At 27.5% G+C, this 24942-nt stretch carries 21 protein-coding genes and 1 other RNA gene; 19 read left to right on the top strand and 3 right to left on the bottom strand.

From position 1 onward, the window contains the following. Positions 1 to 38: 38 nt before the first annotated feature. The 9 genes from ACEG17_RS07715 to tgt all read left to right on the top strand — a co-directional run bounded on the left by ACEG17_RS07715 (position 39) and on the right by tgt (position 7632). The gene (locus ACEG17_RS07715; RefSeq protein ID WP_372583244.1) at positions 39 to 683 is read left to right on the top strand and encodes a DUF4878 domain-containing protein; all 645 of its coding nucleotides are present in this window, start codon (positions 39 to 41) and stop codon (positions 681 to 683) included. 174 nt (positions 684 to 857) lie between these two features. Next, positions 858 to 1043 carry a hypothetical protein gene (locus ACEG17_RS07710; RefSeq protein ID WP_372583243.1) on the top strand — a complete coding sequence of 62 codons (186 nt, stop codon included), beginning with the start codon at positions 858 to 860 and terminating at the stop codon, positions 1041 to 1043. Then, the gene (locus ACEG17_RS07705; RefSeq protein WP_372583242.1) at positions 1021 to 1599 is read left to right on the top strand and encodes a GNAT family N-acetyltransferase; all 579 of its coding nucleotides are present in this window, start codon (positions 1021 to 1023) and stop codon (positions 1597 to 1599) included. Before ACEG17_RS07710 ends, ACEG17_RS07705 begins: the two co-directional genes overlap by 23 nt. Positions 1600 to 1826: 227 nt before the next feature. Beyond that, on the top strand, positions 1827 to 2765 hold the full coding sequence (locus ACEG17_RS07700) for an Hsp33 family molecular chaperone HslO (RefSeq protein WP_372583323.1): 939 nt from the start codon (positions 1827 to 1829) through the stop codon (positions 2763 to 2765). 254 nt (positions 2766 to 3019) lie between these two features. Continuing rightward, positions 3020 to 3946, top strand: a complete 927-nt coding sequence (locus ACEG17_RS07695) for a D-alanine--D-alanine ligase (RefSeq protein ID WP_372583241.1) — start codon at positions 3020 to 3022, stop codon at positions 3944 to 3946. Between the two features lie 49 nt (positions 3947 to 3995). Beyond that, the gene (locus tag ACEG17_RS07690; RefSeq protein ID WP_372583240.1) at positions 3996 to 4475 is read left to right on the top strand and encodes an S-ribosylhomocysteine lyase; all 480 of its coding nucleotides are present in this window, start codon (positions 3996 to 3998) and stop codon (positions 4473 to 4475) included. Positions 4476 to 4516: 41 nt separating this feature from the next. Then, positions 4517 to 5119 carry a hypothetical protein gene (locus ACEG17_RS07685; protein ID WP_372583239.1) on the top strand — a complete coding sequence of 201 codons (603 nt, stop codon included), beginning with the start codon at positions 4517 to 4519 and terminating at the stop codon, positions 5117 to 5119. A 71-nt stretch (positions 5120 to 5190) separates the two neighbouring features. Next, positions 5191 to 5952 (top strand): TatD family hydrolase, encoded by a 762-nt coding sequence (locus ACEG17_RS07680; RefSeq protein ID WP_372583238.1) that lies wholly within the window; start codon positions 5191 to 5193, stop codon positions 5950 to 5952. A 498-nt stretch (positions 5953 to 6450) separates the two neighbouring features. Continuing rightward, positions 6451 to 7632, top strand: a complete 1182-nt coding sequence (gene tgt / locus ACEG17_RS07675; RefSeq protein ID WP_372583237.1) for a tRNA guanosine(34) transglycosylase Tgt — start codon at positions 6451 to 6453, stop codon at positions 7630 to 7632. 417 nt (positions 7633 to 8049) lie between these two features. Here tgt and ACEG17_RS07670 read toward each other — a convergent pair whose 3' ends face one another. The 3 genes from ACEG17_RS07670 to ACEG17_RS07660 all read right to left on the bottom strand — a co-directional run bounded on the left by ACEG17_RS07670 (position 8050) and on the right by ACEG17_RS07660 (position 9541). Continuing rightward, complete coding sequence (locus tag ACEG17_RS07670) at positions 8050 to 8541, bottom strand: hypothetical protein (RefSeq protein ID WP_372583236.1); 492 nt, start codon at positions 8539 to 8541, stop codon at positions 8050 to 8052. 22 nt (positions 8542 to 8563) lie between these two features. Beyond that, positions 8564 to 8766: non-coding RNA, 6S RNA (gene ssrS, locus ACEG17_RS07665), on the bottom strand. A 97-nt stretch (positions 8767 to 8863) separates the two neighbouring features. Then, entirely contained in the window at positions 8864 to 9541 is a 678-nt protein-coding gene (locus ACEG17_RS07660; protein WP_372583235.1) for a Crp/Fnr family transcriptional regulator, read from the bottom strand. A gap of 264 nt (positions 9542 to 9805) precedes the next feature. Here ACEG17_RS07660 and tpiA point away from each other — a divergent pair, with 264 nt between their 5' ends. The 10 genes from tpiA to ACEG17_RS07610 all read left to right on the top strand — a co-directional run bounded on the left by tpiA (position 9806) and on the right by ACEG17_RS07610 (position 24683). Further along, positions 9806 to 10573 (top strand): triose-phosphate isomerase, encoded by a 768-nt coding sequence (tpiA, locus tag ACEG17_RS07655; protein WP_147006136.1) that lies wholly within the window; start codon positions 9806 to 9808, stop codon positions 10571 to 10573. A 63-nt stretch (positions 10574 to 10636) separates the two neighbouring features. Next, a complete protein-coding gene (gene secG / locus ACEG17_RS07650) occupies positions 10637 to 10843 on the top strand; it encodes a preprotein translocase subunit SecG (protein WP_006804864.1) in 207 nt (68 codons plus the stop codon). A gap of 239 nt (positions 10844 to 11082) precedes the next feature. Beyond that, positions 11083 to 11265, top strand: a complete 183-nt coding sequence (locus ACEG17_RS07645; protein WP_372583234.1) for a type II toxin-antitoxin system HicA family toxin — start codon at positions 11083 to 11085, stop codon at positions 11263 to 11265. A gap of 472 nt (positions 11266 to 11737) precedes the next feature. Continuing rightward, the gene (locus tag ACEG17_RS07640) at positions 11738 to 12154 is read left to right on the top strand and encodes a type II toxin-antitoxin system HicB family antitoxin (protein WP_315289501.1); all 417 of its coding nucleotides are present in this window, start codon (positions 11738 to 11740) and stop codon (positions 12152 to 12154) included. Positions 12155 to 12183: 29 nt separating this feature from the next. After that, positions 12184 to 15657: a type VI-A CRISPR-associated RNA-guided ribonuclease Cas13a gene (gene cas13a / locus ACEG17_RS07635; RefSeq protein ID WP_372583233.1), complete on the top strand. Its 3474-nt coding sequence runs from the start codon at positions 12184 to 12186 to the stop codon at positions 15655 to 15657. A gap of 803 nt (positions 15658 to 16460) precedes the next feature. Beyond that, positions 16461 to 19337, top strand: a complete 2877-nt coding sequence (locus ACEG17_RS07630) for a PD-(D/E)XK nuclease family protein (RefSeq protein ID WP_372583232.1) — start codon at positions 16461 to 16463, stop codon at positions 19335 to 19337. Beyond that, the gene (locus ACEG17_RS07625; RefSeq protein ID WP_372583231.1) at positions 19321 to 22602 is read left to right on the top strand and encodes a UvrD-helicase domain-containing protein; all 3282 of its coding nucleotides are present in this window, start codon (positions 19321 to 19323) and stop codon (positions 22600 to 22602) included. The genes ACEG17_RS07630 and ACEG17_RS07625 overlap by 17 nt, the downstream gene beginning before the upstream one ends. 92 nt (positions 22603 to 22694) lie before the next feature. Next, the gene (locus tag ACEG17_RS07620; RefSeq protein ID WP_372583230.1) at positions 22695 to 23615 is read left to right on the top strand and encodes a manganese-dependent inorganic pyrophosphatase; all 921 of its coding nucleotides are present in this window, start codon (positions 22695 to 22697) and stop codon (positions 23613 to 23615) included. Between the two features lie 32 nt (positions 23616 to 23647). Continuing rightward, positions 23648 to 24001 (top strand): hypothetical protein, encoded by a 354-nt coding sequence (locus ACEG17_RS07615; protein ID WP_299572261.1) that lies wholly within the window; start codon positions 23648 to 23650, stop codon positions 23999 to 24001. A gap of 37 nt (positions 24002 to 24038) precedes the next feature. Then, the gene (locus ACEG17_RS07610; RefSeq protein ID WP_372583229.1) at positions 24039 to 24683 is read left to right on the top strand and encodes a peptidylprolyl isomerase; all 645 of its coding nucleotides are present in this window, start codon (positions 24039 to 24041) and stop codon (positions 24681 to 24683) included. The last annotated feature ends 259 nt before the right edge of the window (positions 24684 to 24942 follow it).

Here is a 24942-nt window from a genome sequence, read left to right as displayed (position 1 = left end):
AAAAAAATATTATAAATAGAGAGAGAAGGGAGTTATAGATGAAAAAAATACTATTAGGGATTTTTATGCTTTTATGTATAGTTAGCTGTGGATCAGGGCCTGATGCGACAGTTTCAAAATTTATTAATAGCGTAAAGGCTGAAAAAATGAAAGAAGCGGCAAAATATGCAATAGACGACAGCTTTGAGGAAAATTTGGATATAAAATACAATACTAAAATTCAAGAACTGCTTTTCAAGACATTATTAAAAAATCTTGAATATAAAATAGTTAAATCAGAAAAACAAGATAATGAAACTACTATCGTAACTGTTGAAGTTACAAATGTAGATGTTGAAAAAATATTCTTACAAGTTTTCAAAAAAATGACACAAGAGACTTTTACAAGCAATGGAACACATTCATTATCAGTTGAAGACAGATTTAAGGAAGAACTTGAAGCAAAAGAAAAACCAAAATCAAAAAATGTTACAAAATTTGTAGTTAAAAAAACAGCAAATGGAGAAAAAATTGTTTTAACAGCAGAAAATATCGATGTTTTACTTGGTAAATTAAACACAACATTATCAAATTTAAACACACTTGGTGGAACTGAGCAAGAAACAGCAGTAGAATTACCAGAAACAGGGCCATCAACTGGATTATCACAAAAACCAGAAGAACTTAGAAATCAAAATAAATAAAATAATTTAATTATTAAATGAAACAATCATTCTTTTACTTTTATAAGTGAGTTTGATTGTTTTTTATTTACAAAAATTTCTTATATTGATTAAAAAAAAATTAAAATAAATTGATTTTTAAATATTTTTATTGTATAATTGTAGTGTAAGAAAATAAAAAAGGGAGGAATTATAATGGCTACATCGAGTTTTTTTAGATTTCCAGAATTTAAGACTGATGAGGAGATAGATGGTTTAATAAAGGCGTTAGAGAATGACAGAAAACCGAATTTAACAGATGTGAAAGTGGAGAGAATAACAGATGAAAGGGAAATAAAGGAATTATTGGGGTTAATAGATGAAAATAATAACACTAAGTGAAATGTTGAGATATGATACTGAAGAAAATATAAAAAATAAATTTTTGAATAGTTTTAAAAGTTTGACAAATAACGATGTGGAAAAATTTTTACATAATAAAGCAATAGAAATTGAAAAAAAGTCTATTTCTACAACTCATTTGTTATTTGATGATAAAAAATTAGTTGGATATTTATCATTATCAAATAAAAGTTTGATTTTACCAAAAGAAAGAATAGAGAAATTAAGCAACAGTAAAAGGAAAAGATTGTTGCAAAGTGGACAAACACTTGAAAATGGACATTTAGTTGTAAATAGTTACTTAATAGGGCAATTAGGCAAAAATTATGATTTACCGAAAGAAATTCAAGTGAAAGGTGTAGATTTACTTACTTTGGCATTTTATTTACTATTGGAAGTAAAAAAAATTATGACAGCTAGGTATGTATGGTTAGAATGTAAAAATTCAGAGAAACTTATAGATTTTTATAAAAAATTTGGCTTTGAGAAGATAGATAATTTTATTTCTAAAGATGGATTGGTTGTTATGATGATGAAATTGGTTAGGAAAAATTGATTGAGAATAAGAAATACTATTGTTGATTTAGACGGTGGTATTTTTTTGTTTTCTATTGGGTTTGAAAATGAATTATCTTGTTTTTTTGTATAGAATATGATATTCTAATAATGTAATTTTTAAAAATAAATTTTAATCAAATTGAGATTGAATTGATAAAAATTAAGTGAATTTAGATTTGAGTAGGAATAATTATAATTTTGAAATAAAGAAGGATGTTAGAAAATATGGGAAAATCAGAAATAATTAGAGGGACAAGCAAATGTGCAAGATTTTTTGTCTGTGATACGACAGAGATTGTAAAAGAGGCAAAGAAGATTCATGGACTTGATCCGATAGCGACAACTATTTTTGGGAAACTATTGACAGCGACAGCTATGATGGGGAAAGATTTGAAAAATGAGAAGGATTTAGTGACAGTTAAAGTAAATGGAGATGGACCTTATGGAAATATGCTTGCGACTGGGAATATGAAAGGGGAAGTAAAAGGTTATATTGGAAATCCTGAAGATAAATTTCATCAGATAATTGACGAAAATGGAAATTTTATAAAAGATGAGACTGGGCAAGTGAGATTTATTGGAAATGGAACAATGCAAGTTATAAAGGACTTGGGGCTGCGTGATCCGTTTTCTGGCGTTACAAAAATAAATGAAGAGGATATTGCAGATATAATTGCTCATTATTTTCTTTTATCAGAGCAGATAAAATCAGTCGTTGCACTTGGTGTAAAACTGGATGAAAATGGAGAAGTAAAAAGGGCTGGAGGTTATTTGATACAGCTGTTGCCAGGTGTGGAAGACGGATTTATTGATAAACTGGAAAATAAATTACAGCAAATTAGGACGATTACTGAACTTCTGGAAGGCGGAATGAGTCTTGAGCAGATTGTAGAACTGCTTTATGAAGATATTTCTGTATTTGAGGAAGAAACTGATGTTGATGGTGCACATAAAAAGGTTTATGTGGAAGATTTTGAAATTTTGGAAAAATCAGAGCTGGAGTATAAATGTAATTGCACTAAAGAGAAGTTTTACAAGGGATTAATCACGCTTGGAAAAGAAGAAATTGATAAAATTCTGGAAGAGGAAGGCAAAATTCAAGTAGAATGCCATTTTTGCGGTAAAAAATATGATTTTGGAAAAGAAGATTTTAAAAATTTATAAAATAGATTTGCTTGGAATTATGTTTATACTGTTTTAGGTAATTGTAGAATTAATAATGCAGAAATCAAACTGAATACAGTGTTTTTAATCTAAAATATCAAAGTTTTATCGTAAAAATATTGGAGAAAAATGATAAAAATTAGATTTATAAAAACATTGTAGTTGTTAGAAATTTTAAATTTTTATAAAAAGCAAACAGTTATTTGATTATGAAGAAGATTTATTATAATAAAAAAACTGGAAAGGAAGAGAAAATGTCAAAATTAAGAGTAGGAGTAATACGTGGGGGAGTTTCAACTGAAAGGGAAGTTTCTTTAAAGACAGGAAGTGAAATTGTAGCAAACTTGAATAGAGATAAATATGAGGTTTTTGATATTGTGATTGATTCAGAAAAGGAAGTTTTTGAGAAAGTAAAAGACTTGAATCTGGATTTTGTTTATATCGCTTTACACGGTGTATTTGGAGAAGATGGGAGAATACAGGCGATTTTGCAAAGTCTGGGAGTGGCTTATAGCGGGCCTGGAGTGATGTCAAGTGCAGTCTGCATGGATAAGGAATTTTCAAAAAGAATTGTGGCTGGATATGGAGTTAGAATTGCAAAATGGAAAAGTGTACGTGTAGGTGAAACTGTTGACTTTGAAACAATAAAAAAAGAATTGGGAAATCGTGTTGTAGTAAAGCCAAATAACGGTGGTTCAAGTATTGGAGTAAGTTTTGTGGAAAATCAGGAAGAACTTGAAAAAGGGCTGGAACTTGTTTTTGGAATGGATAAGGAGGCATTGATTGAGGAAGTTCTGCATGGTGTGGAAATAAGCGTACCTGTGATTGGTGGGGAAGTTTTTCCGACACTAAGAATTGAGGCTCTTGCAGGAGATTACTTTGACTATGAATCAAAATATGCAAAAGGTGGAGCAAATGAATATGTATTTGAATTTCCTGAAAAAGTGCAGGCTGAAATTAATAAGTTTGCAAAAGACAGTTATTATGGGCTAAAATGTGAAGGATTTGCAAGAATAGACTTTATGGTGGTAAATGAAGAAACACCATATTTTATGGAAGTAAACACATCGCCAGGAATGACATCTGCCAGCTTATTGCCAAAAAGCACAGCTTCAAAAGGTTATGATTATTCACAGACATTGGACTTGTTAATACAATCTTCAATAAAAGTGGAAAGATAAAAGGATTAAAAATTTTAAAAAATAAAAATACAAAAGGGAAGTGGAAAAAATGGAAAGAATAGCAAGTTTTACAGTAGATCACATCAGATTAAACAGAGGAATTTATGTGTCAAGAATAGACGAAGTTAATGGAAATTATTTGACAAGTTTTGATATAAGAATGAAATTACCAAATAGAGAGCCAGTAATAAATATTGCTGAACTTCATACAATGGAGCATTTGGGAGCAACATTTTTGAGAAATCATCCAACTTGGAAAGATGAAATCGTATATTTTGGGCCTATGGGATGCAGAACAGGATTTTATCTTATCTTAAAAGGAAAATTGGAATCAAAGGACATTATTGACTTAATGAAAGAACTTTACAAATTTATGGCAGAATTTAAAGGAGCAATCCCAGGAGCGACTGCTATAGAATGTGGAAATTACTTGGATCAAAACTTGCCGATGGCTAACTTTGAGGCTAAGAAATATTTGGAGGAAACGTTGGAGAATTTGGGAGAAGAAAATTTAAATTATCCTGAGTAGGAATTGAAATTGTTTGAATTTTTTGTATAAAAAGGAGATTTATGAAAAAAATATTTATATTATTTTTACTAACAGCAAGTCTTGGATTTTCAGCAACTTACAAAGTGGAAGTTAATCCAAATGTGAAAATTCAACAGTCAGAAATTGAGAAAAATAATGCAGGGATAGAAAAGGCTTTTGAAAAATTTGTAGAAAAACAGAAAGCTGCGGGTATTAGAGAGGCAGAATTAACTACACAAAGCAGTCAAAGACTTGGAATAGCGTTAACTGATGGGATGGCAAAACAGCTTGTTTATGATACGCAATATTCCATAAAAAAAATTGAATATATTTCAAGTGACATAGTTAATTTAGATCTTGAAATAAAGATTCCTGAATTAGATAGTAGAAACTTTAGTGAAGATGAAATGATGAGAGTAGTTTCTAAGAGGTTTAAAGAAAAAACTGGGAAACCAATAGAAATTTTAAAAACTACACCAGAGAAAAATATAAAACCTGAGTGGGTTTCAACATTATTCCAACTAATGAGTGATTTTACAATAGAAAAAGTTAAGACTACAAAAATATTCACTTATCAAAATGCAACAATAAGTTTGAAAAAAGTAAATAATGAATGGATATTTGATAAGATTGTAAAACAGTAAAATCAAAAAAATTAAATTTAGAAAGGAAATGAAGTTATTCTGAAATTTTGGAATAACTTTATCTTGTTAAAATGAGTAAAATAATTGATACGCATACGCACATTTATGATAAACAGTTTGAAAATGATTTTGATGATGTGATGAAAAGGATTGAAGATGAGTTGGAAGGGATTGTAAGCATTGGGTTTGATTTGGAAAGTTCACTTAAAAGCATTGAACTTGCGAATAGATATTCATTTGTGAATGCAGTAATTGGAGTTCATCCTGTGGATATAAAAAAATATAATGATGAAGTAGAAAAAGAACTGGAAAGATTGGCATTGACTGAAAAAAAAGTTGTCGCAATTGGGGAAATTGGGCTGGATTATCACTGGATGGAAGATCCGAAGGATGTTCAGGTTGCTGGATTTAGAAAGCAGATGGAACTTGCAGAAAGGGTAAAAAAACCAGTTGTTATCCATACAAGAGAAGCTTTGCAGGATACGCTTGATGTTTTGAAGGATTATAAAAATGTTGGCGGAATTTTGCATTGTTATCCAGGTTCTTTAGAAGCGGCAAAACCGTTTTTAGATAGGTATTACTTGGGAATTGGTGGTACTTTGACGTTTAAAAATAATAAAAAGACAAAGGAGCTTGTGAAGGAATTGCCTTTGGAAAAAATTGTTCTGGAAACAGATTGTCCGTATTTGACACCTGTGCCTTTTCGAGGGAAACGGAATGAGCCAATTTATACAAAATATGTAGCAGAAGAAGTGGCTAGAATTAAGGAAATTTCGGTAGAGGAAGTTATTAAGATAACTACTGAAAATGCTAGGAAAATCTATGGAATATAATGGAATTTATATTATCCCTATTTAAATAATGAATTTATTACAAACTTTTCCAACAAAGGATAAAAACTTAGTATTTTGAAATAATTAAAATATAATTTTTGTGTTTTAATAAACCGACGGAGCTTTTATTTGTTCAGCTACGATTGTCTGACGACTGTAAGGAGGAGTTTTGGAGTTGGGTAAATAAAAGTCGTAGTCTAGCCATAGGTATTGCGTAGCAATCTTGCCACAATTTTAATTATTAGGATAAGCCTTTACTGCAAGATAAGGATTTGCCGCAATGAGCAATCCTGCGAAAAAAAGAAAAAACATAACAAACAAAAATAGTAAAAACTAATATTAAATAAAATAATCTAATACTAAATCCCATTATAAAATGGAAACTATGTTAAGGACAAAAAATTTTAATTCTTTACTAAATAGTATGTAATTCAAAATTTATTAAATATTCGCTATTTAAATGGGAAATAGTATTAAAAATTAAATGTAGGAGACAAAATGTGTATTGAAAAAGAAAATAAAGATTTTAAAAATCCAATAGAATATAAATTAGAAAAAAAAGATGGAAATGCACGTGCTGGAGTTATAAAAACACCACATGGAGAGATAAAAACACCAGTATTTATGCCAGTTGGTACACAGGCAACTGTGAAGGCTATGACTAGAGAGGAATTGGAAGAGATTAATTCTCAAATTATTTTAGGAAATACGTATCATTTGTATTTACGTCCTGGAGATGAGCTGGTAAATGATTTTGGCGGTCTTCATAAATTTATGAGATGGGATAAGCCAATACTTACTGATAGTGGCGGATTTCAAGTGTTTAGTCTTGGAGATTTGAGAAAGATAAAAGAGGAAGGGGTTCATTTTCGTTCGCATTTAGATGGATCAAAACATTTTTTATCGCCTGAAAAATCTATTTCGATTCAAAATAATCTAGGAAGCGATATTATGATGGTGCTGGATGAATGCCCGCCAGGACTTTCAACACGTGAATATTTGATACCATCCATTGAAAGAACTACGAGATGGGCTAAGCGTTGTATCGAAGCAAATAGAAATAAGGATAAGCAGGGGCTTTTTGCAATTGTGCAAGGCGGAATTTATGAGGATTTACGGGATAAAAGTTTTGAAGAACTGTATGAATATGACTATGGATTTGCTGGGTATGCTTTAGGGGGGCTTGCGGTAGGAGAGCCACGTGAGGATATGTATAGAATTTTAAAATATAGCACGCCAAAACTGCCTGAAAATAAACCACGTTATTTAATGGGAGTGGGAGAGCCTGTGGATATGCTTGAAGCTGTGGAGCATGGAATTGACATGATGGATTGCGTTCAGCCTACAAGAATTGGTAGACATGGTACTGTATTTACGAAGTATGGACGTCTTGTTATAAAAAATGCGATTTATTCAAGAGATGACAGACCACTTGATGAAGGTTGTGACTGTTATGCCTGCAAAAATTATACGAGAGCGTATATAAGACATTTATTCAAGGCTGGAGAAATTTTAGGACAAAGGCTTGCAACATATCATAATTTGTATTTTTTGCTAAAACTTATGGATAACGCACGTGAGGCAATTATTGATGGAAGATTTAAGGAATATAAAGAAGAAGTGCTGAAAAACTATGCCATGGGAAAAGAAAGTGAATGGATAAAGCCAAAATCGATATAAAATAAAAAAATGCAGGGAATAATAACCTTGCAATTTTTTTTATTTTTAGATTTAATACTAACTCCCATTTAAATAACAAAATATTACAAACTTTTCTAATAAAAATCGTAGTCTAGCCATAGGTTGTAGGATTTGCGGCAATGAGCAATCCTACGAAAAGAAAAAGAAAAAACATAGTAATATGAAAAAATATTTATTAATCAAGATATCTAAAAAATAATAAAAAACAATTTAATTGAGTGATTATGAATTAGATATTAAATAACTTTATTATAAAAATTTATTCCTATTTTTAAACGGAGTTTAACAGATACTCAAACCTATTTAAAATTAAACTGCTAAAAATTATATAGATTTAGGGTTTGAGTAAAATAATCATAGCCTTTTGAGTTTAGTTTTAAAGCAGTTTTACTATGATTATGGAATAAAGAAGAAACCTCCCCGAAAATAATTTGAAAGAGTAAAAAGCATAACAAATATTTCACTCACAACAACTCTAAAACTTATCCATTCCAAATCAACCAGTCGTGGAAAACATTTTGCAAAAAGTTCAAAATATCCAAATTCATTATGATATTCCTTGTAAAGCATATTTGTAATATCAAAAGTATTTACTAAATAAACAATCAAAAATGTAACTATAAATAATGAAAATGCGTCAAAAAACGAGAAATCATCAGCACCAAATCCTGCGAATCCATTGAATTTATATGAAAAAAACATATATCCGATATAGGATGTAATTGGGATGGAAATGCTAAAAATTAGTGAAATAAAATTTTTATTAAAATAAAAAGCAATGTAGTAAATGATAATTCCTATAAAAGAAAACAAAATTGCACCAAGTAAGCCAAATAGGATTTGTTTAGATTTATATTTAAAGTCCTGTATTAATTTTGTATTTTTCATATTTTCCTTTCTAGATTTTATAAAAAAATCCGATCTACCGTTCTAACTTAATTTTTGGTTGCCTGTAAAATGTTACAGGTGGTAGTCATATTTATAAATAGTACAGAATCCGTACAAAACATAAAGCAGTCGTGATTTTCCTGAGACTATTTATAAAGGGATAACCCCATTAAAAAAGAGTAAAGCCCAAAAATTCGTTGTTAGTGGCGTATAGATCAGAAATCTAATTTTTATTTTAATGTATTATATTAGATATTTGAATTTATTACAATTTTATTGTAATGCTATTTCTTCAATATTATAACTGTTATGTGAAAAAATGTCAAACATTCTTTTTGGAAAAATTAGAAAAATTTATTGAGTAAATATTGTTTTCTATTTTTGTTAAAATCTTTTTTTTGCATAAGTTTGAAATTTCTCTTGACAAAGCAGGTCTTGTTACTTCAAATTTTTTTGCTAGAGCTGAGATGCTTGGTAAAAATTTTATTTTATTGTTTTTTGCATTTTCATTTATGTAACTAAGAATTTTTTCTTCAATAGTCTTGTGTGTGAAATTAAACCATATACGTTTGGATAATAGCTGGCTTTTGTTAGAAATTTCATTTATAAAGTTAAGTAATAGCCTTTTATCTGATTGTATTAAATTTAAATATTTTTCCTTGTCAAATAAAAGAAATTTGGAATTTTCCAATGTTACCAAATCAACTGGAAAGATATTATCATTTCCAAACAAGAATGCAGAAGCTAGAACTTCACCAGATTTCATCTGATTGATAACGATTGTATCTCCATTAAATTTTTGCATTTCTCCATGTGTTGTTCCATTTATAATAATAATCACTTTTTTTAAAATATCTCCACGAAAAAAAACTATCTCGTTTTTTTTATAGTCTTTTATTTTAAAGTCAACTTTTCTTAAGCAATCTGAAATTTCTTGAGGATTTAATCCTTTAAAGAGTGATACATTGGTTAAAAAAAGCGACAAATCTTCTATTTTCATAGGGTACCTTCTATTCTATATTTTTGTATATTGCATTATAATAATTTGAATATAAAATATTTTGTATATATTATCATTTTTAATTAATTATTTCAAGAAAAATTTCAATTGTATAATAAAGTTACTTAATTTCAAATTTAGGATTTAAGATAGTTTTAGCATAAAGATAGAGAAAAAAACAGTGTATTGGCATTGATAAAAAAAGCAATATGTGATAAAATAAAAGAAAATGTAAAATATTAAATAAATAATGGAGGAGAAACTATGAGAAAAGTAATAGTAGCTGGAAACTGGAAAATGAACAAAACTGCAAAAGAGGCTGCACAATTCTTCAATGAATTAAAACCTTTAGTAGCAGACGTAAAAAATGCAGGAATCGTAATTGGAGCACCATTTACTGCATTAGAAACAGCAACTAGAGAAACTGCAGGAAGCAACATTAAAATTGCTGCTGAAAATATGAACGCTAAAGAAAGCGGAGCATATACTGGAGAAGTTTCACCATTGATGTTAAAAGATTTAGGTGTAGAATATGTAATTTTAGGACATTCTGAAAGAAGAGAATATTACCATGAAACTGATGAAATCATCAATGAAAAAGTAAAATCAGCATTGGCTCACGATTTAAAACCAATCTTATGTATCGGAGAAAAATTGGAAGAAAGAGAAGCTGGAACTACTAATGATGTTGTAAAAACTCAAATTACTGGTGGATTAAAAGATGTAACAGCTGCTGAAATGGCAAATGTTGTACTAGCTTATGAACCAGTATGGGCAATTGGAACAGGTAAAACTGCTACTCCAGAACAAGCTCAAGAAGTTCACGCATTCATCAGAGGATTATTAACTGATTTATACGGAAAAGAAGTTGCAGAAAACGTAACAGTTCAATATGGTGGATCAATGAACGATGCAAATGCAGCTGACTTAATCGCTCAAACAGATATTGACGGTGGATTAGTAGGAGGAGCAAGTTTAATTCCTGAAAAATTCGCTGTAATAATAAAAGCCGGAGATGCAGCAGCTAAATAATTATTTTGAAAAAAATTAATTGCTTATTCTCTTGTTTTGTAAATTATAGGAGGAACTAATAACGTGTTAGAAAATTTATTAATTATAGCTCTAGTAATTTTATCAATCATCATGATAAGCGTAATTTTACTACAGCCAGACAGAAGCCAAGGTTTAGCAAAAAGTTCTGCTAACATCTTGGATGAAGAAAAAGAAGGAATTGAAAAATTTACTGAAATAGTCGCAACATTATTTCTAGTTGTTGCAATCTTATTCCAAATTGTGAGATAATTTTTTAAAAGTAAATTTTTTGGATTTTTTATAAAAATATTAAAATCACAGTTAAAAATATTGGCTGTGATTTTTTTCTAAAAAAATTTTTAAAAGTTATTGACAATGTATTGAATACGTGTTATAATGAATTTGTAAGTTGAAAATGATTTTTTGTAAAACTTTTCAACTCTCCCTAATTTTCAAATACTTTCTATTAGAAGTTATTATTAACGTTATTTTAGAAAGGAATGATATTTATGTCATATAGAAAAATCGAAAAAAGATTTAGAAAATTAGGCGGAAAAGTTGTACGTATAAAAGGAAGTCATTATCAATGGGTGATTCCAGGTGTGAAAGGTGTGGTCACAGTACCATATTCAAAAGATATACCTGTAGGAACATTAAGAAGTATTCAAAAACAAGTCGGGATTAAATTCTAGTCCCTTCTTGCTTTCACTAAAAATTATTATCCCATAATTTAGATGGGATTTAGAGCACCCCAAAAATGAAGGGGACTAAAACTTTGAAAAAGGATTTTCCGTTTATTTGCTGGGATTTAGAGCACCCCAAAAATGAAGGGGACTAAAACGCATAAATTTTCTTTTCATGTCTTTACCTTGATTTAGAGCACCCCAAAAATGAAGGGGACTAAAACTTTCTTTCTACTCTATTTAACCAACCTGTTAAGATTTAGAGCACCCCGAAAGTAAGGAGAATTAAAAAGATGTGATTTTAAAAAAATTAAAGAAATTAAATGAAAAATTGTCCAAGTAAAAAAGAATCACTAACAATGAGTGATTAAGGAATAGAAAAATTTGAAAAAATTGTTTTATTTTAGCAGAGATGCTAAAAAATTTTATAAATATTTTTAAATACGTGTTTAACACGTGATACAGATTGGAGATAATTAAAATGGATGTATTTTATCCAGCAGTGATAACTAAGGAAGATGGAATTTATTATAGTTGTCTTGTTGATTTTGATAAGTTTGAAGATGGAAGTATAAATTATTATGCTACATTTGGAGATAATATGGAGAAAGCTGTTTCTAATTTAAGGGAAACATTGGGATTGCATCTGGCTGATTTGCTGGATGTAAGAAAAAATTTTCCTGAACCTTCAAGAGTAGAAGATATAAAATTGAAAGAAAATCAGTATTTATATATTATTTCTGTTGATCCAGTATATGAAGTGGCAAAAGTTACAAATGCACTTAAAAAGAAAACTTTAACAATTCCTGTTTGGTTAGATATATTGGCACAGGAAAAAAATCTGAATTTTTCACAAATTTTACAAAAAGCATTGAAAAAAGAATTAGGTATTGAGTAGTAAAGAAAATATTAGGAGGTTTTTTGTATATGAAAATCACAAAAATTGATGGAATTTCACATAAAAAATATATTAAAGAAGGAAAATTGGTAAAAAGTACGAGTGAAGAAAATAAGACTGATGAGAGATTGTCAGAGCTTTTAAGTATAAGACTGGATACGTATATAAAAAATCCTGATAATGCAAGTGAACAAGAAAATAGAACAAGAAGAGAAAATTTAAAAGAATTTTTTTCAAATAAAGTATTGCATTTAAAAGATGGTATTCTGTATTTAAAGGATAGGAGAGAAAAAAATGCAGTACAGAGTAAAAATTATTCTGAACAAGATATTTCAGAATATGATTTAAAAAACAAAAATAGTTTTTCGGTTTTAAAAAAAATACTGTTAAATGAAGATATAAATTCTGAAGAATTAGAGATGTTTAGAAAAGATATTGATAAAAAATTGGATAAGATAAATTCTTTAAAATATTCACTTGAAGAAAATAAAGCTAATTATCAAAAAATTAATGAAAATAATATAAAAAAAGTTGAAGGAAAAAGCAAAAGAAACATTTTTTACAATTATTACAAAGACTCAGCAAAGCGTAATGATTACATAAATAATATACAAGAAGCATTTGATAAATTATATAAAAAAGAAGATATTGAGAATTTATTTTTTTTAATAGAAAATTCAAAAAAACATGAAAAATATAAAATAAGGGAATGCTATCACAAAATAATTGGAAGAAAAAATGATAAAGAAAATTTTTCAAAAATTATTTATGAAGAAATACAGAATGTAAATAATATGAAAGAATTAATTGAGAAAGTTCCAAATGTAAGTGAATTGAAAAAATCTCAAGTATTTTATAAATATTATTTGAATAAAGAGAAACTTAATGATGAAAATATAAAATATGTTTTTTGTCATTTTGTAGAAATTGAAATGAGTAAACTTCTGAAAAATTATGTATATAAAAAACCAAGTAATATAAGTAATGATAAAGTGAAAAGAATATTTGAATATCAAAGTTTAAAAAAATTAATAGAAAATAAATTACTAAATAAATTGGATACTTATGTAAGAAATTGTGGAAAATACAATTTTTATTTACAGGATGGAGAAATTGCGACAAGTAATTTTATTGTTGGGAATAGACAAAATGAAGCATTTTTGCGAAATATAATTGGGGTTTCTTCTGCTGCATACTTTTCATTGAGAAATATTCTTGAAACTGAAAATGAGAATGATATTACAGGCAGAATGAGAGGAAATACTGTAAAAAATAAGAAGGGCGAAGAAAAATATATTTCTGGAGAAATTGATAAATTATATGATAATAATAAACAAAATGAAGTGAAAAAAAATTTGAAAATGTTCTATAGTTATGATTTTAGTATGGATAGCAAAAATGAAATTGAAGATTTTTTTTCAAATATTGATGAAGCTATTAGTAGTATTAGACATGGGATTGTGCATTTTAATTTGGAATTAGAAGGGAAAAATATATTTACATTTAAAAATATAGTTCCTTCTCAAATTTCAAAGAAAATGTTTCAAGATGAAATAAATGAGAAAAAATTGAAATTGAAGATATTTAAGCAGTTAAATAGTGCAAATGTATTTAATTATTATGAAAAGGATGTGATAATTAAATATTTAAAAAATACAAAATTTAATTTTGTAAATAAGAATATTCCTTTTGTTCCTTCTTTTACGAAATTATATAATAAAATAGAAGATTTAAGAAATACTTTAAAATTTTTTTGGAGTGTTCCTAAGGATAAAGAAGAAAAAGATGCTCAAATATATCTTTTGAAAAATATTTATTATGGTGAATTTCTTAATAAATTTGTTAAAAATAGTAAAGTTTTTTTTAAAATAACTAATGAAGTAATAAAAATAAATAAACAAAGAAATCAAAAAACAGGACATTATAAATATCAAAAATTTGAAAATATAGAAAAAACTGTACCAGTAGAATATCTTGCTATTATACAAAGTAGGGAGATGATTAATAATCAGGATAAAGAAGAAAAAAATACATACATTGATTTTATACAACAAATATTTTTAAAAGGTTTTATAGATTATTTGAATAAAAATAATTTAAAATATATAGAAAATAATAATAATAATGATAATAATGATATATTTTCTAAAATAAAAATAAAAAAAGATAATAAAGAAAAATATGATAAAATTTTAAAAAATTATGAAAAATATAATAGGAATAAAGAAATTCCACATGAAATAAATGAATTTGTAAGAGAGATAAAATTAGGAAAGATATTAAAATACACTGAAAGTTTGAATATGTTTTATCTAATTTTAAAATTGCTTAATCATAAAGAATTGACTAATTTGAAAGGAAGTCTTGAAAAATATCAGAGTGCAAATAAAGAAGAAGCTTTTTCAGATCAACTTGAACTTATAAATCTTTTAAACTTAGATAATCATAGAGTAACAGAAGATTTTGAATTAGAAGCGGATGAAATTGGGAAGTTTTTAGATTTTAATGGAAATAAAGTAAAAGATAGGAAAGAATTGAAGAAATTTGACATAAATAAAATATATTTTGATGGAGAAAATATTATAAAGCATAGAGCTTTTTATAATATAAAAAAATATGGGATGTTAAATTTACTTGAGAAAATATCTAATGAGGCAAAGTATAAAATAAGTATAGAAGAATTAAAAAATTACAGTAATAAAAAAAATGAAATAGAAAAAAATCATACAACCCAGGAAAATTTACATAGAAAATATGCAAGACCTAGAAAAGATGAAAAATTTACTGATGAAGATTATAAAAAATACGAGAAAGCAATCAGAAATATACAGCAATATACTCATTTGAAAAATAAAGTTGAATTTAATGAATTAAATTTATTGCAAAGTTTACTATTAAGAATACTTCATAGGCTTGTAGGATATACTTCAATTTGGGAAAGGGATCTAAGATTTAGATTAAAAGGTGAATTTCCTGAAAATCAGTATATTGAAGAAATATTTAATTTTGATAATAGCAAGAATGTAAAATATAAAAATGGGCAGATTGTTGAAAAGTATATAAATTTTTATAAAGAATTATATAAAGACGATACAGAAAAAATAAGTATCTATTCTGATAAAAAAGTAAAAGAATTAAAAAAAGAGAAAAAAGATTTGTATATAAGAAATTATATAGCACATTTTAATTATATTCCAAATGCTGAAGTTTCACTTTTAGAAGTGCTGGAAAATTTAAGAAAATTGCTTTCTTATGATAGAAAACTAAAAAATGCAATTATGAAATCAATAGTGGATATATTAAAGGAATATGGTTTTGTAGCAACATTTAAAATAGGAGCAGATAAGAAAATAGAAATTCAGACTTTAGAATCGGAAAAAATTGTACATTTGAAAAATTTAGAAAAAGAGAAATTAACGACTAATAGAAATTCAAAAGAATTGTGTAAACTTGTGAAAGTTATGTTTGAGTATAAAATGGAAGAAAAAAAATCTGAAAACTAAAAAATATAAAGTAGTTTAGTTCAAAAAAAGAAAAAAATTTTGGAATAACAGTAAAAATATGATAAAATAAATTAATGGGGTAATCTAAATCGCTAGAGTGTGTCAGGGAACTATTAAAATACATTTAATTTTTTCCGGCACACTCTAAATAAACAAGTAAATAAAATATAAAATATTATCCCATAATTCGATGGGATTTAGAGTACCCCAAAAATGAAGGGGACTAAAACTTTTTAGTTAACTCGTTGAATTTGTTCAATTGATTTAGAGTACCCCAAAAATGAAGGGGACTAAAACTTTACATATTTAGATAATTCATCTGTATACTGATTTAGAGTACCCCAAAAATGAAGGGGACTAAAACTTAGTATCAATCTCAATCATATTATGTTTAGATTTAGAGTACCCCAAAAATGAAGGGGACTAAAACCATTTTCCAATTTCCACCCCACTCAATGTTAAAATTTAGAGTACCCCAAAAATGAAAAGTGCTGAAATATATAGGTTTCTAAATTTAATGTTGTCTAAGTTTGTTAACAAAATAAAAATATTGATTTTAATAAAGAGCTGTAAAGCTCTTTTTTGTTTAACTTTTCAATAAAAAATTTTTTAAATAAGTATTTTCACGTATTCAATACGTGCTAAAATAGTTTTGTAATTTAGAAGTTGCACAATAAAAACAGATATAGAAGTTTATAAAAATTGATTTTTTAACTTTTTAGATGATTTTGGTATGCTTTTACAATTTTTTAGAAAAAATGTTATAATAATAATAAATCTTCAATTTAAGGAGAAAGAATATTATGAAAATTAGTTATAAAGGGATTGGCTCTGATTTAAAGAATATATTGTTTAAAGAGTTTGAAAAGAATGAAAATACGCTTTTTGTATTTGAAAATTCGGCTTCGTTTTTTGAGATAAAAAGGGAATTTTTACAGAATGAGGAAATGCAGCAGAAATTGGGAATTTTTCAAAATTTTAAGATGATGAACAGTTATGATTTTTATGAGAATGTATTTGTTACTGATAAAATTGTGGTAAAAGAAGAAAAACAGGTTGTGCTGTTTTACAATGCTTTGACTGAGAAACTGAAAAAGGATATGAAAGTAAATAACTATTATGATATTATTGATGTTGCCTATAATTACTACAATTTATTTGCAGAATTGCAGGAATATAAGATTGATCTGGAAAAAATTGAGCTGGAGAAATGGCAAGTTGAAACTTTTGGAACTTTGGTTGAGATTGATAATGAGATGAAAAAAGTTGTGCAGCAGAAAGGGCTTATTTTACCATATATGCTTAGAAATGTGGAAAATATTTCGGACAATTTTTTGAAGAAGTTTTCTAAAATTTGCTTTGTGAATAAAGTTAAAATTACTCCATTTGAAAAGGAGTTAATTGGAGAAATTGAAAACAGAGGGATTGCTGTAGAAAATATTTTGCAGCTTTCGGAAAATGATTTTAATGAGGAAAAGTTAAAAATAAAGGATAGTTTTTCATTGCCTGAGAAAAATGAGTTTTTGGAAAAATTTGCGACAAATATTGAGATTTTTGAGTATGAAAATAAATTTTCACAGGTTTTAGGGCTTGTAAAAAAACTGGATGAGAGTGAAAATGATGAAAAAATCAAAAATAGAGTAAATTATAAAATTTATGATTTGCAGGAGAATGGAGAAGATGGAAAAAAAGATTATCAGCTTTTAAGGCAGGAAAAGATTTCTTCAAATTTGGAACTTACAATGAAGAAAACAAAGATTTACAAAATATTAGAATTAATTTGTAATATTTTGGAAAATGTAAAAATTGTTGAAAAAAAATTGGAAAATAATGAGAGATTTGAAAATATTGAAAAAAAAGATGAAAAAGATTTTGGGAATGATTTAAGAATTAGAATGAAAGATTTGTATTCTGGATTTAAATCTGACGATTTTCTAAGAATTTTTGGCTTAAAAAAGTCGTATGATTTTTTTATGGAATTTGTGGAACAAGATTATAGATATATGTCAAAAAATGAAATTTTCAGAATTCTGGAAAATCAAAATGGAAAATTTTCTAGAAATCTAAAAGATGTTGAAGCTGCTGGAATAATTAATTTTATTGATGAAATTGAAAAAATTTTTGAATATCAGACGCTTGGAGAATATGGAAATTATCTCGAAAAGATTTTTGAGAGAAGCGGAGAAATGGATAAGAATGTAAGAGATAAATATTTTGAGGCATTGTCGGAAATGGTAGTGCTGGAAGACTTTTCATTTGATAATCTCTGGAAAGGATTTTTTAATGAAAATGGGATTTCGGCAAGTTTATTGAAATTGTTTTTGAAATATTTGGATAAAAAGGCAATCAGCCTAAATCTTGAGGAAACCGATGAGCAGGACAGTGAAAATGTTTCAAGATATTCAATTAATTCATTTTCAGCAATTTCAGAAACACAAAAGGAAAATCTGATATTTCTTAATATTCAGGATACATTTCCCAAAATAAACATAAACAATTATTTATTTACAAAAATTCAACGTGCAAAAATGGGACTTCCTGTAAGTGATGATGAAAAGCAAATTGAGATTTTCAAATTTTATCAAAATATTTTAGGATCAAAAAATGTATATCTGTCTTATGTAAAAAATCTAGATGAAAATATAGATTCTGCTGGAGTTGTTGAGGAAATTAAGTTAAAATACGCAATAGAGGCACAAAAAAATAAAATAGATGAGAATGATGAACTGAACTTTATTAAGAAATACTTTTTGGAAAATGTGGAAAAGTCTTGGGAATCAAGAGAAATTGGAAAATTTATTCCATCGAAGCTGAAAAAGGATTTGGATAAAATTAAGGCTGAAAAAGTGAGTTTGGGGTATTATTCGTTTGAGGAGATGCAGAACTTTGAATATGGATATTATTTGAAAAAAATGATTGGAAATACAGAAGTTGAAAAAATTGAGGACAAAGTTGACAATCTGATGTTTGGAAATATTATTCACGGGCTTTATGAGAAAATTGTGATGGAAAACAAGGAGATGCTTGAGAAAGGAAAATTTGTTATAAATAACGAGGAAATTAGGAAAATATTGAAAAGTATTCTAAATTCGTTTGAATACAAAATTCCGAAAGAATATCTCGAATTTTATAAAAAAGTTTCGTTTGAGGAAATTGTAAAATCTGTTGAAAAAATATTGACAAAGTTAATGAAAACGTTGGAAAACGAAGAAGAAATCGAAATTTATTCAGAAGAAAGAATAAAACTGAAATCTGAAAAGGAAATTTATGAAAATATTTTTATAAATGGAATGATTGATTTACATATAAAATTGAAAAACAAGGAGATTTTGTATGACTATAAATCTGGTATTTTGAAAAATAAAAAAGGGGAGGAAAAGAAAGAGAAAGTCGTAAATGCTTTTAAACAGCTGGATTATTATTCTGTTATGCTGCCTGAAAAAAATGTTCAAGAAATAGAGAGATTTGTGGTAGATGTTTGGGACGGTGATATAATTGGGGATACAAGAGAAAAGGAAGAGGAATTTCTGAGTGAAAAGAATATTCGGGAAGTTGTAAAAAAATATTATGAAACTGACTACTATGATATTGGCGATGTAAAAGATGTACAAAATTACACTTATCAAACGTTTAAGGATGTATGCAGAAGGGAGGACGAATTAAATGATGAAAATAAATAACGGAAATGATAATAAACAAAATAAGATTATTTTGAAGGCAAGTGCAGGAACTGGAAAAACTTATAGGTTATCGCTGGAATATATTGCAAACTTAATAAGAGGCGTAAATTATAAAAACATCGTTGTAATGACTTTTACGAAAAAGGCTACTGCGGAAATTAAGGAGCGGATTTACGACTTTCTGTATCAGATTGCGTTTGAAAAATATGACTGGATAGGATTGAAAGACAGTCTAAAAGAACTTTATGGATTTTCTGCCAGCGAAATACTAAAGGAAAATTTACAAAATGTATATTTTGAAATGATAAAAAATAAGGATGAAATCAGGATTTACACGATTGACGGATTTACAAACAGAATTTTTAAAAATACTATTGCTCCATATTTTGGTATTTACAATTATGAAATAATTGACAAGGAAGAAGATGAGTTTTACAATGATATTTTGATAAAAATAATTGGAAATAGCTATTATTTTGAAAAATTTAAGTTTATATTGAATGAGGAAAAAGACAGAAAAAATATTTCAACTTATGTGAAAATTGTGAAATCGTTATTGGATATGCAGGAGAAATTTTTACTGGCTGGTGATAACTACAAGGAAGCAAATTTAATTTTAAAAAATAATAAATCAAGTAGAAGTTTTGTAGAGAATTTTGAAAATATTTTTGAAAATGTGAAAAAAATTGCTGAGATAAAAGGAAAAACTGCTACTGAAATATTAAGTGTGAAATTTACTGATGTTTTCAAAAAGTTTGAGGAATTGAATCAAGATAGTTTTGATACATCTAGTGTTCAACATAAAAAAATTGAGTTAATATTAGAGAAATCTGATGATATTTTTGGTACAGGAAATATTTGGGATGGTGGAAAAACTCGTGGGAAAGATGTTAAGGAGCTACTGGATGAAATGAAGGAAGAGCAGGATATTTTGCGAGAAAAAGTTTCAAATTATATTTTTAATGAGGAAGTATTGCCAACTGACAAAAAAATAAAGGAATTGGCAAAAATTATATTCGATATTGCAGAACATACGAAATTAAGTACAAAAAGATTTACTCACACTGATATCTCCACGTATACATATAAGTTTATTTTTGACAAGGAATTAGGATTTGTGAAGACTGATAATAACAATAGCAGCACAGTTACGGAGGATTTTCTGGAACTTATCGGTGGGCAGATTGATACGATTATGATTGATGAGTTTCAGGATACGAGTATTTTGCAGTGGAAAATTTTAGAATTACTACTTTCAAGTGCCAAAAATATTATTTGTGTTGGCGATGAAAAACAGAGTATTTATAATTGGCGTGGCGGAGAAAAGGAACTTTTTGAAAATTTAGAAAATTTAATTGGCGGAAATGTTCAGAATCTGAAAAAATCCTATCGAAGCTACAAGCAGATTATCGAAAATGTGAATAAAATTTTTACTAATTATAATGAAAACTGGAAATATACAAATTCGTTGTATCGTGATGACGAGGATTATCAGAGAGGATATTTTGGATATTATTTTCAGGAAAGAAAGTCTAGATATAATGAAGACGAGGAAAAGCCTGAAAAAGCGTATGAGGAAATGATACGAAACTTGAAGGAAGGAAAAATTCAGAATTTTGGGAAAAGCTGTATAATATGCCGTGGAAATAGGGAACTTTCAGAAATTACAACAAGATTAAATGAAGAAAAAATTCCGTTTACGCTTGAAAGCAACTCTTCGATTCTGGATTACAGAGCTGTTAAACCGCTGTATAAGCTGATAAAATTTTTTGTTTATCATAATTTTATTTATTTATTGGAATTTATGCGAAGTGATTTGATTGGCTGCCTAAATGATCACGTAAAATATTTGGTAGAAAATAAGGAATTAATTGAAAAATATATTACAAAAAATATTAAGTTATCTAGTAAAAATTTGAAAAGTAAAAACAGTTTTGAATATTTTGTAGAAAACTTGGAAAATTTTGAAAAAAAACAAAATTTGCTGGAATATAAAAATATTAATTTTATGGAAAGAAATGGACTTTTGTTTTCTGAAATTTTGGAAAAAATAAAGGAACTTTACAAACTTTCAATTAATTTGAATGATAAATATGCAAAAGAAAACTTTTCAAAAAAAATTATTCAAGATTTTGGCGTAACAAGTTTTTATTCAACAAACAGCGATATAAAAAATATTTTTCAATTTTTCAATATTCTAAAGGAATTTGACAACCTTTACGAATTTGTTGTACATATTGAAGATGAAAAGGATAATTTGAAGCAAATAAGCAGTTCGGATGAAAACGCCATAAATTTGATGACGATTCACAAATCCAAAGGATTGGAATTTGACACGATAATCTATTATCGAAAAGGAAAAACTGGCGGAAATAATTTTAAAACTTTTGAAACATATTTTGATTACGATGAAAATTTTACAAATGTAACTAATTTTTTAATAACATTTTCAAAATATGCTAAAAATGTGAAAAATATAAAAGAATACGGAATAATCGCTGAAAAAAATGTCCAAAAAGAAAAGATGGAAGAAATAAATGCCGATTATGTCGCTTTGACACGTGCTAAAAAAAATCTGCTATTGTACTTTGAGGCTTATATAACAAAAAATGGCTATTCAGATGATTTAATTAAGAAATTAATTGATGTTTACGATGAAAACACAGAATTTGGAATTGGAGAAATTACTGAAACAGAAAGAAAAATTGTGTCAAATTCTGAAAATTTAAAAGAAAATGCTAAATTGGAAGAAAATAAAATAAATAATAAAATATTAAAAACTTATTTTTCTGATGATAAATTTAAAATAAAAAAATCAAGTATAACTTTGGAAAAGGAATTTAAACGTAAAAAAGGGCTTGCAATGCACTATTACTTTGAACATATTTTAAATAATCTGAAAAATGATAAATTAATTGCAAAATCTGCACTTTTAAGCCGATATGGAAATATGCTTGGGAAAAAGATTGTAGAAGAATTAATTGTCCGAATGGAAAAATTTATTGAAAAAAACAGCGATATTTATAATGAGAAATACAAAGTTTATACAGAATTTGAAATTTACGACTCTGAAGGAAGAAAGCGTATCATTGATAGAATTAACATTGATGAGGAAAATAAGAAAATCTATATTTATGATTACAAAACTGGATTTGAGCCTGAAACGAATGAGAAATATCAGGAACAGATTAATGAGTATAGGGATATTTTAAGCAAAAAAGTTTCAGCAGATTATGAAATTGATGTGAAATTATTGGAAGTTTAGGGAATTTTTAAAAAAAACGAATTTTTCTATTTCAAAAATAAGATTAATAGGTTATAATAATATGAAATGATTAAAATTTAGGAGGAAAAAATATGTCAATATTAGTTTTTGGACACAAAAATCCAGATACAGATACAATTTGTTCAGCGATTGCTTATGCGGAATTGAAAAATAAATTGGGAAAAGATGTTAAGGCTGCAAGACTTGGAGAAATTAATGAAGAAACCAAGTATGCTTTGAACTATTTTAAAGTTGAAAAGCCTGAATTAGTGGAAAATGTGGCTGAGAAAGAAATAATACTGGTAGATCATAATGAGAGAACTCAAACTGCTGAAGGATTTGAAGAAGCAAAAGTTCTGGAACTAATTGATCATCACAGAATTTCAAACTTTAATGTGGATGAGCCTTTATATGCAAGATTAGAGCCTGTTGGATGTACTGCGACAATTATCTTAAAATTATTTAAGGAAAATAATCTTGTACCAAGCAAGGAAACTGCAGGACTTATGCTAAGTGCGATTATTTCAGATACATTATTGTTCAAATCTCCGACTTGTACAGAATGTGATATAAAGGCTGGTAAGGAACTGGCTGAAATCGCTGGAGTAAATGCGGATGAGTATGGTCTTGAAATGTTAAAGGCTGGAACTGCACTTGGAGATAAATCTGAAGCAGAACTGTTAAACATGGATATGAAAATCTTTGAAATTGATGGTTCAAAAATTGGTGTTGCACAAGTTAATACTGTAAATGAAGCAGAAGTTTTGGAAAGAAAAGAAAAATTACTTTCTGAAATTGATAATATTATTACAAAAGAAGGTTTAAAATTTTTTATGTTTGCAATTACAAATATTTTATCAAATGATTCTGTGGCTCTAGTTTCAGGAGATGGAAATGATATTATCGAAAAAGCGTTTGGAGAAAAAGTTGATAGCAACTTAGTAACTTTGAAAGGTGTAGTTTCAAGAAAGAAACAAATTATTCCGCCATTAACAAAAGCAATTCAAGGGTAAATTTATAAAAATAAAAAATAAGGATTTTAAAAATGGCAATAGTAAAATTTAGGAAAAGAGAAGAATTAAAAATATTATTTGCAATAAAGCTGCCTACAATAATTTCTGAACTTTATAAGGAAGTCAGAAGTAAAAAAATAGCGAATGAAGCAATAAGAAATTCTCTTAATATGAAAAAAAATAGAGTAATTAATACATTAGAATTAGTTGATGGATTTGGAAATCAGTTTTCTGTTCTTGTAATTTATGATAATATTATGGAAGAAAAGGAGCTTCTGAAATATAATTTGGAAATCGAGGACATAGATTTCAGAATTTTGGAATTTGATTTCAATGGGAAAATGGAAATTGAAGAAATGATAGAGCATATAAAAAGGCTATACTAAGTGCCTAATTTAAAAAATTAAAAAAAGAGGTAAAATAATGAAGAAAATAGTGATATTGGTTAGTGTTTTAATGCTTTTAATGGTTAATGTTGTAAATGCAAAATCAAATAAGGCCAAAAAAAGAATAGGAGATAAAAAGTTTGAGAAAATAATGAAAGATTTTCAACTTGAAGCAGTAATAGAAACGACAAAAGGAAATATTTCTGTATACTTATATCCTGAAGCAGCTCCTAAAAATGTCGCAAATTTTGTGTTTCTTGCAAAAAATAATTTTTACAACGGACTAACTTTTCATAGAGTTATTCCTAATGGACTAGTGCAGGGGGGAGATCCTCTTGGAAACGGCACTGGAACAGCTGGATATTTTCTAAATGATGAAATTTCTGACTGGCTAAATTTTGATAATGAAGGTATGCTTGCTTTTGCAAATTCTGGACCAAATACAAATAGCAGTCAATTTTTTATAACGATGCAGGCAATGAGCAGCTTAAATGGGAAACATACAATTATAGGTGGAACAAAATCACGTGAAGATTTAGGTGTATTAAGGACAATAAGGCAAGATGATAAAATATTAAATATTGATATTAAAGGTAGAAAAGTTGATAAATTTTTAGATTATTTCTCTGAAGAAGTCAGCGAATGGGAAAGAAAGCTAGAAAAACCAGTAAATCATGAATAGAATACAGATAAAACTCTCAGTAAATTGAGAGTTTTTTTATAAAATATTCACAAACAAAAAATAAAAACATAATCAAAAAAAGGATTTTCAAGGTATTTTTAAATATTGCACTTGATTATACAATACACCCTAAAAAGAAATTATCAAAAATCTAAAAAAATGTTGTGAGATAATACATATGTGACAAGCATATACAAAAAAAGAAAGGTTTCTGATATAATGTAAATCTACCAAACCACATTAAGGAGAAACCTTTCAT

The organism is Leptotrichia hongkongensis (assembly GCF_041538065.1).
Lineage (GTDB): Bacteria > Fusobacteriota > Fusobacteriia > Fusobacteriales > Leptotrichiaceae > Leptotrichia > Leptotrichia hongkongensis.
The sequence above is the reverse complement of the archived record's forward strand: the minus strand, read 5'-3'. Positions and strand labels throughout refer to the sequence as shown.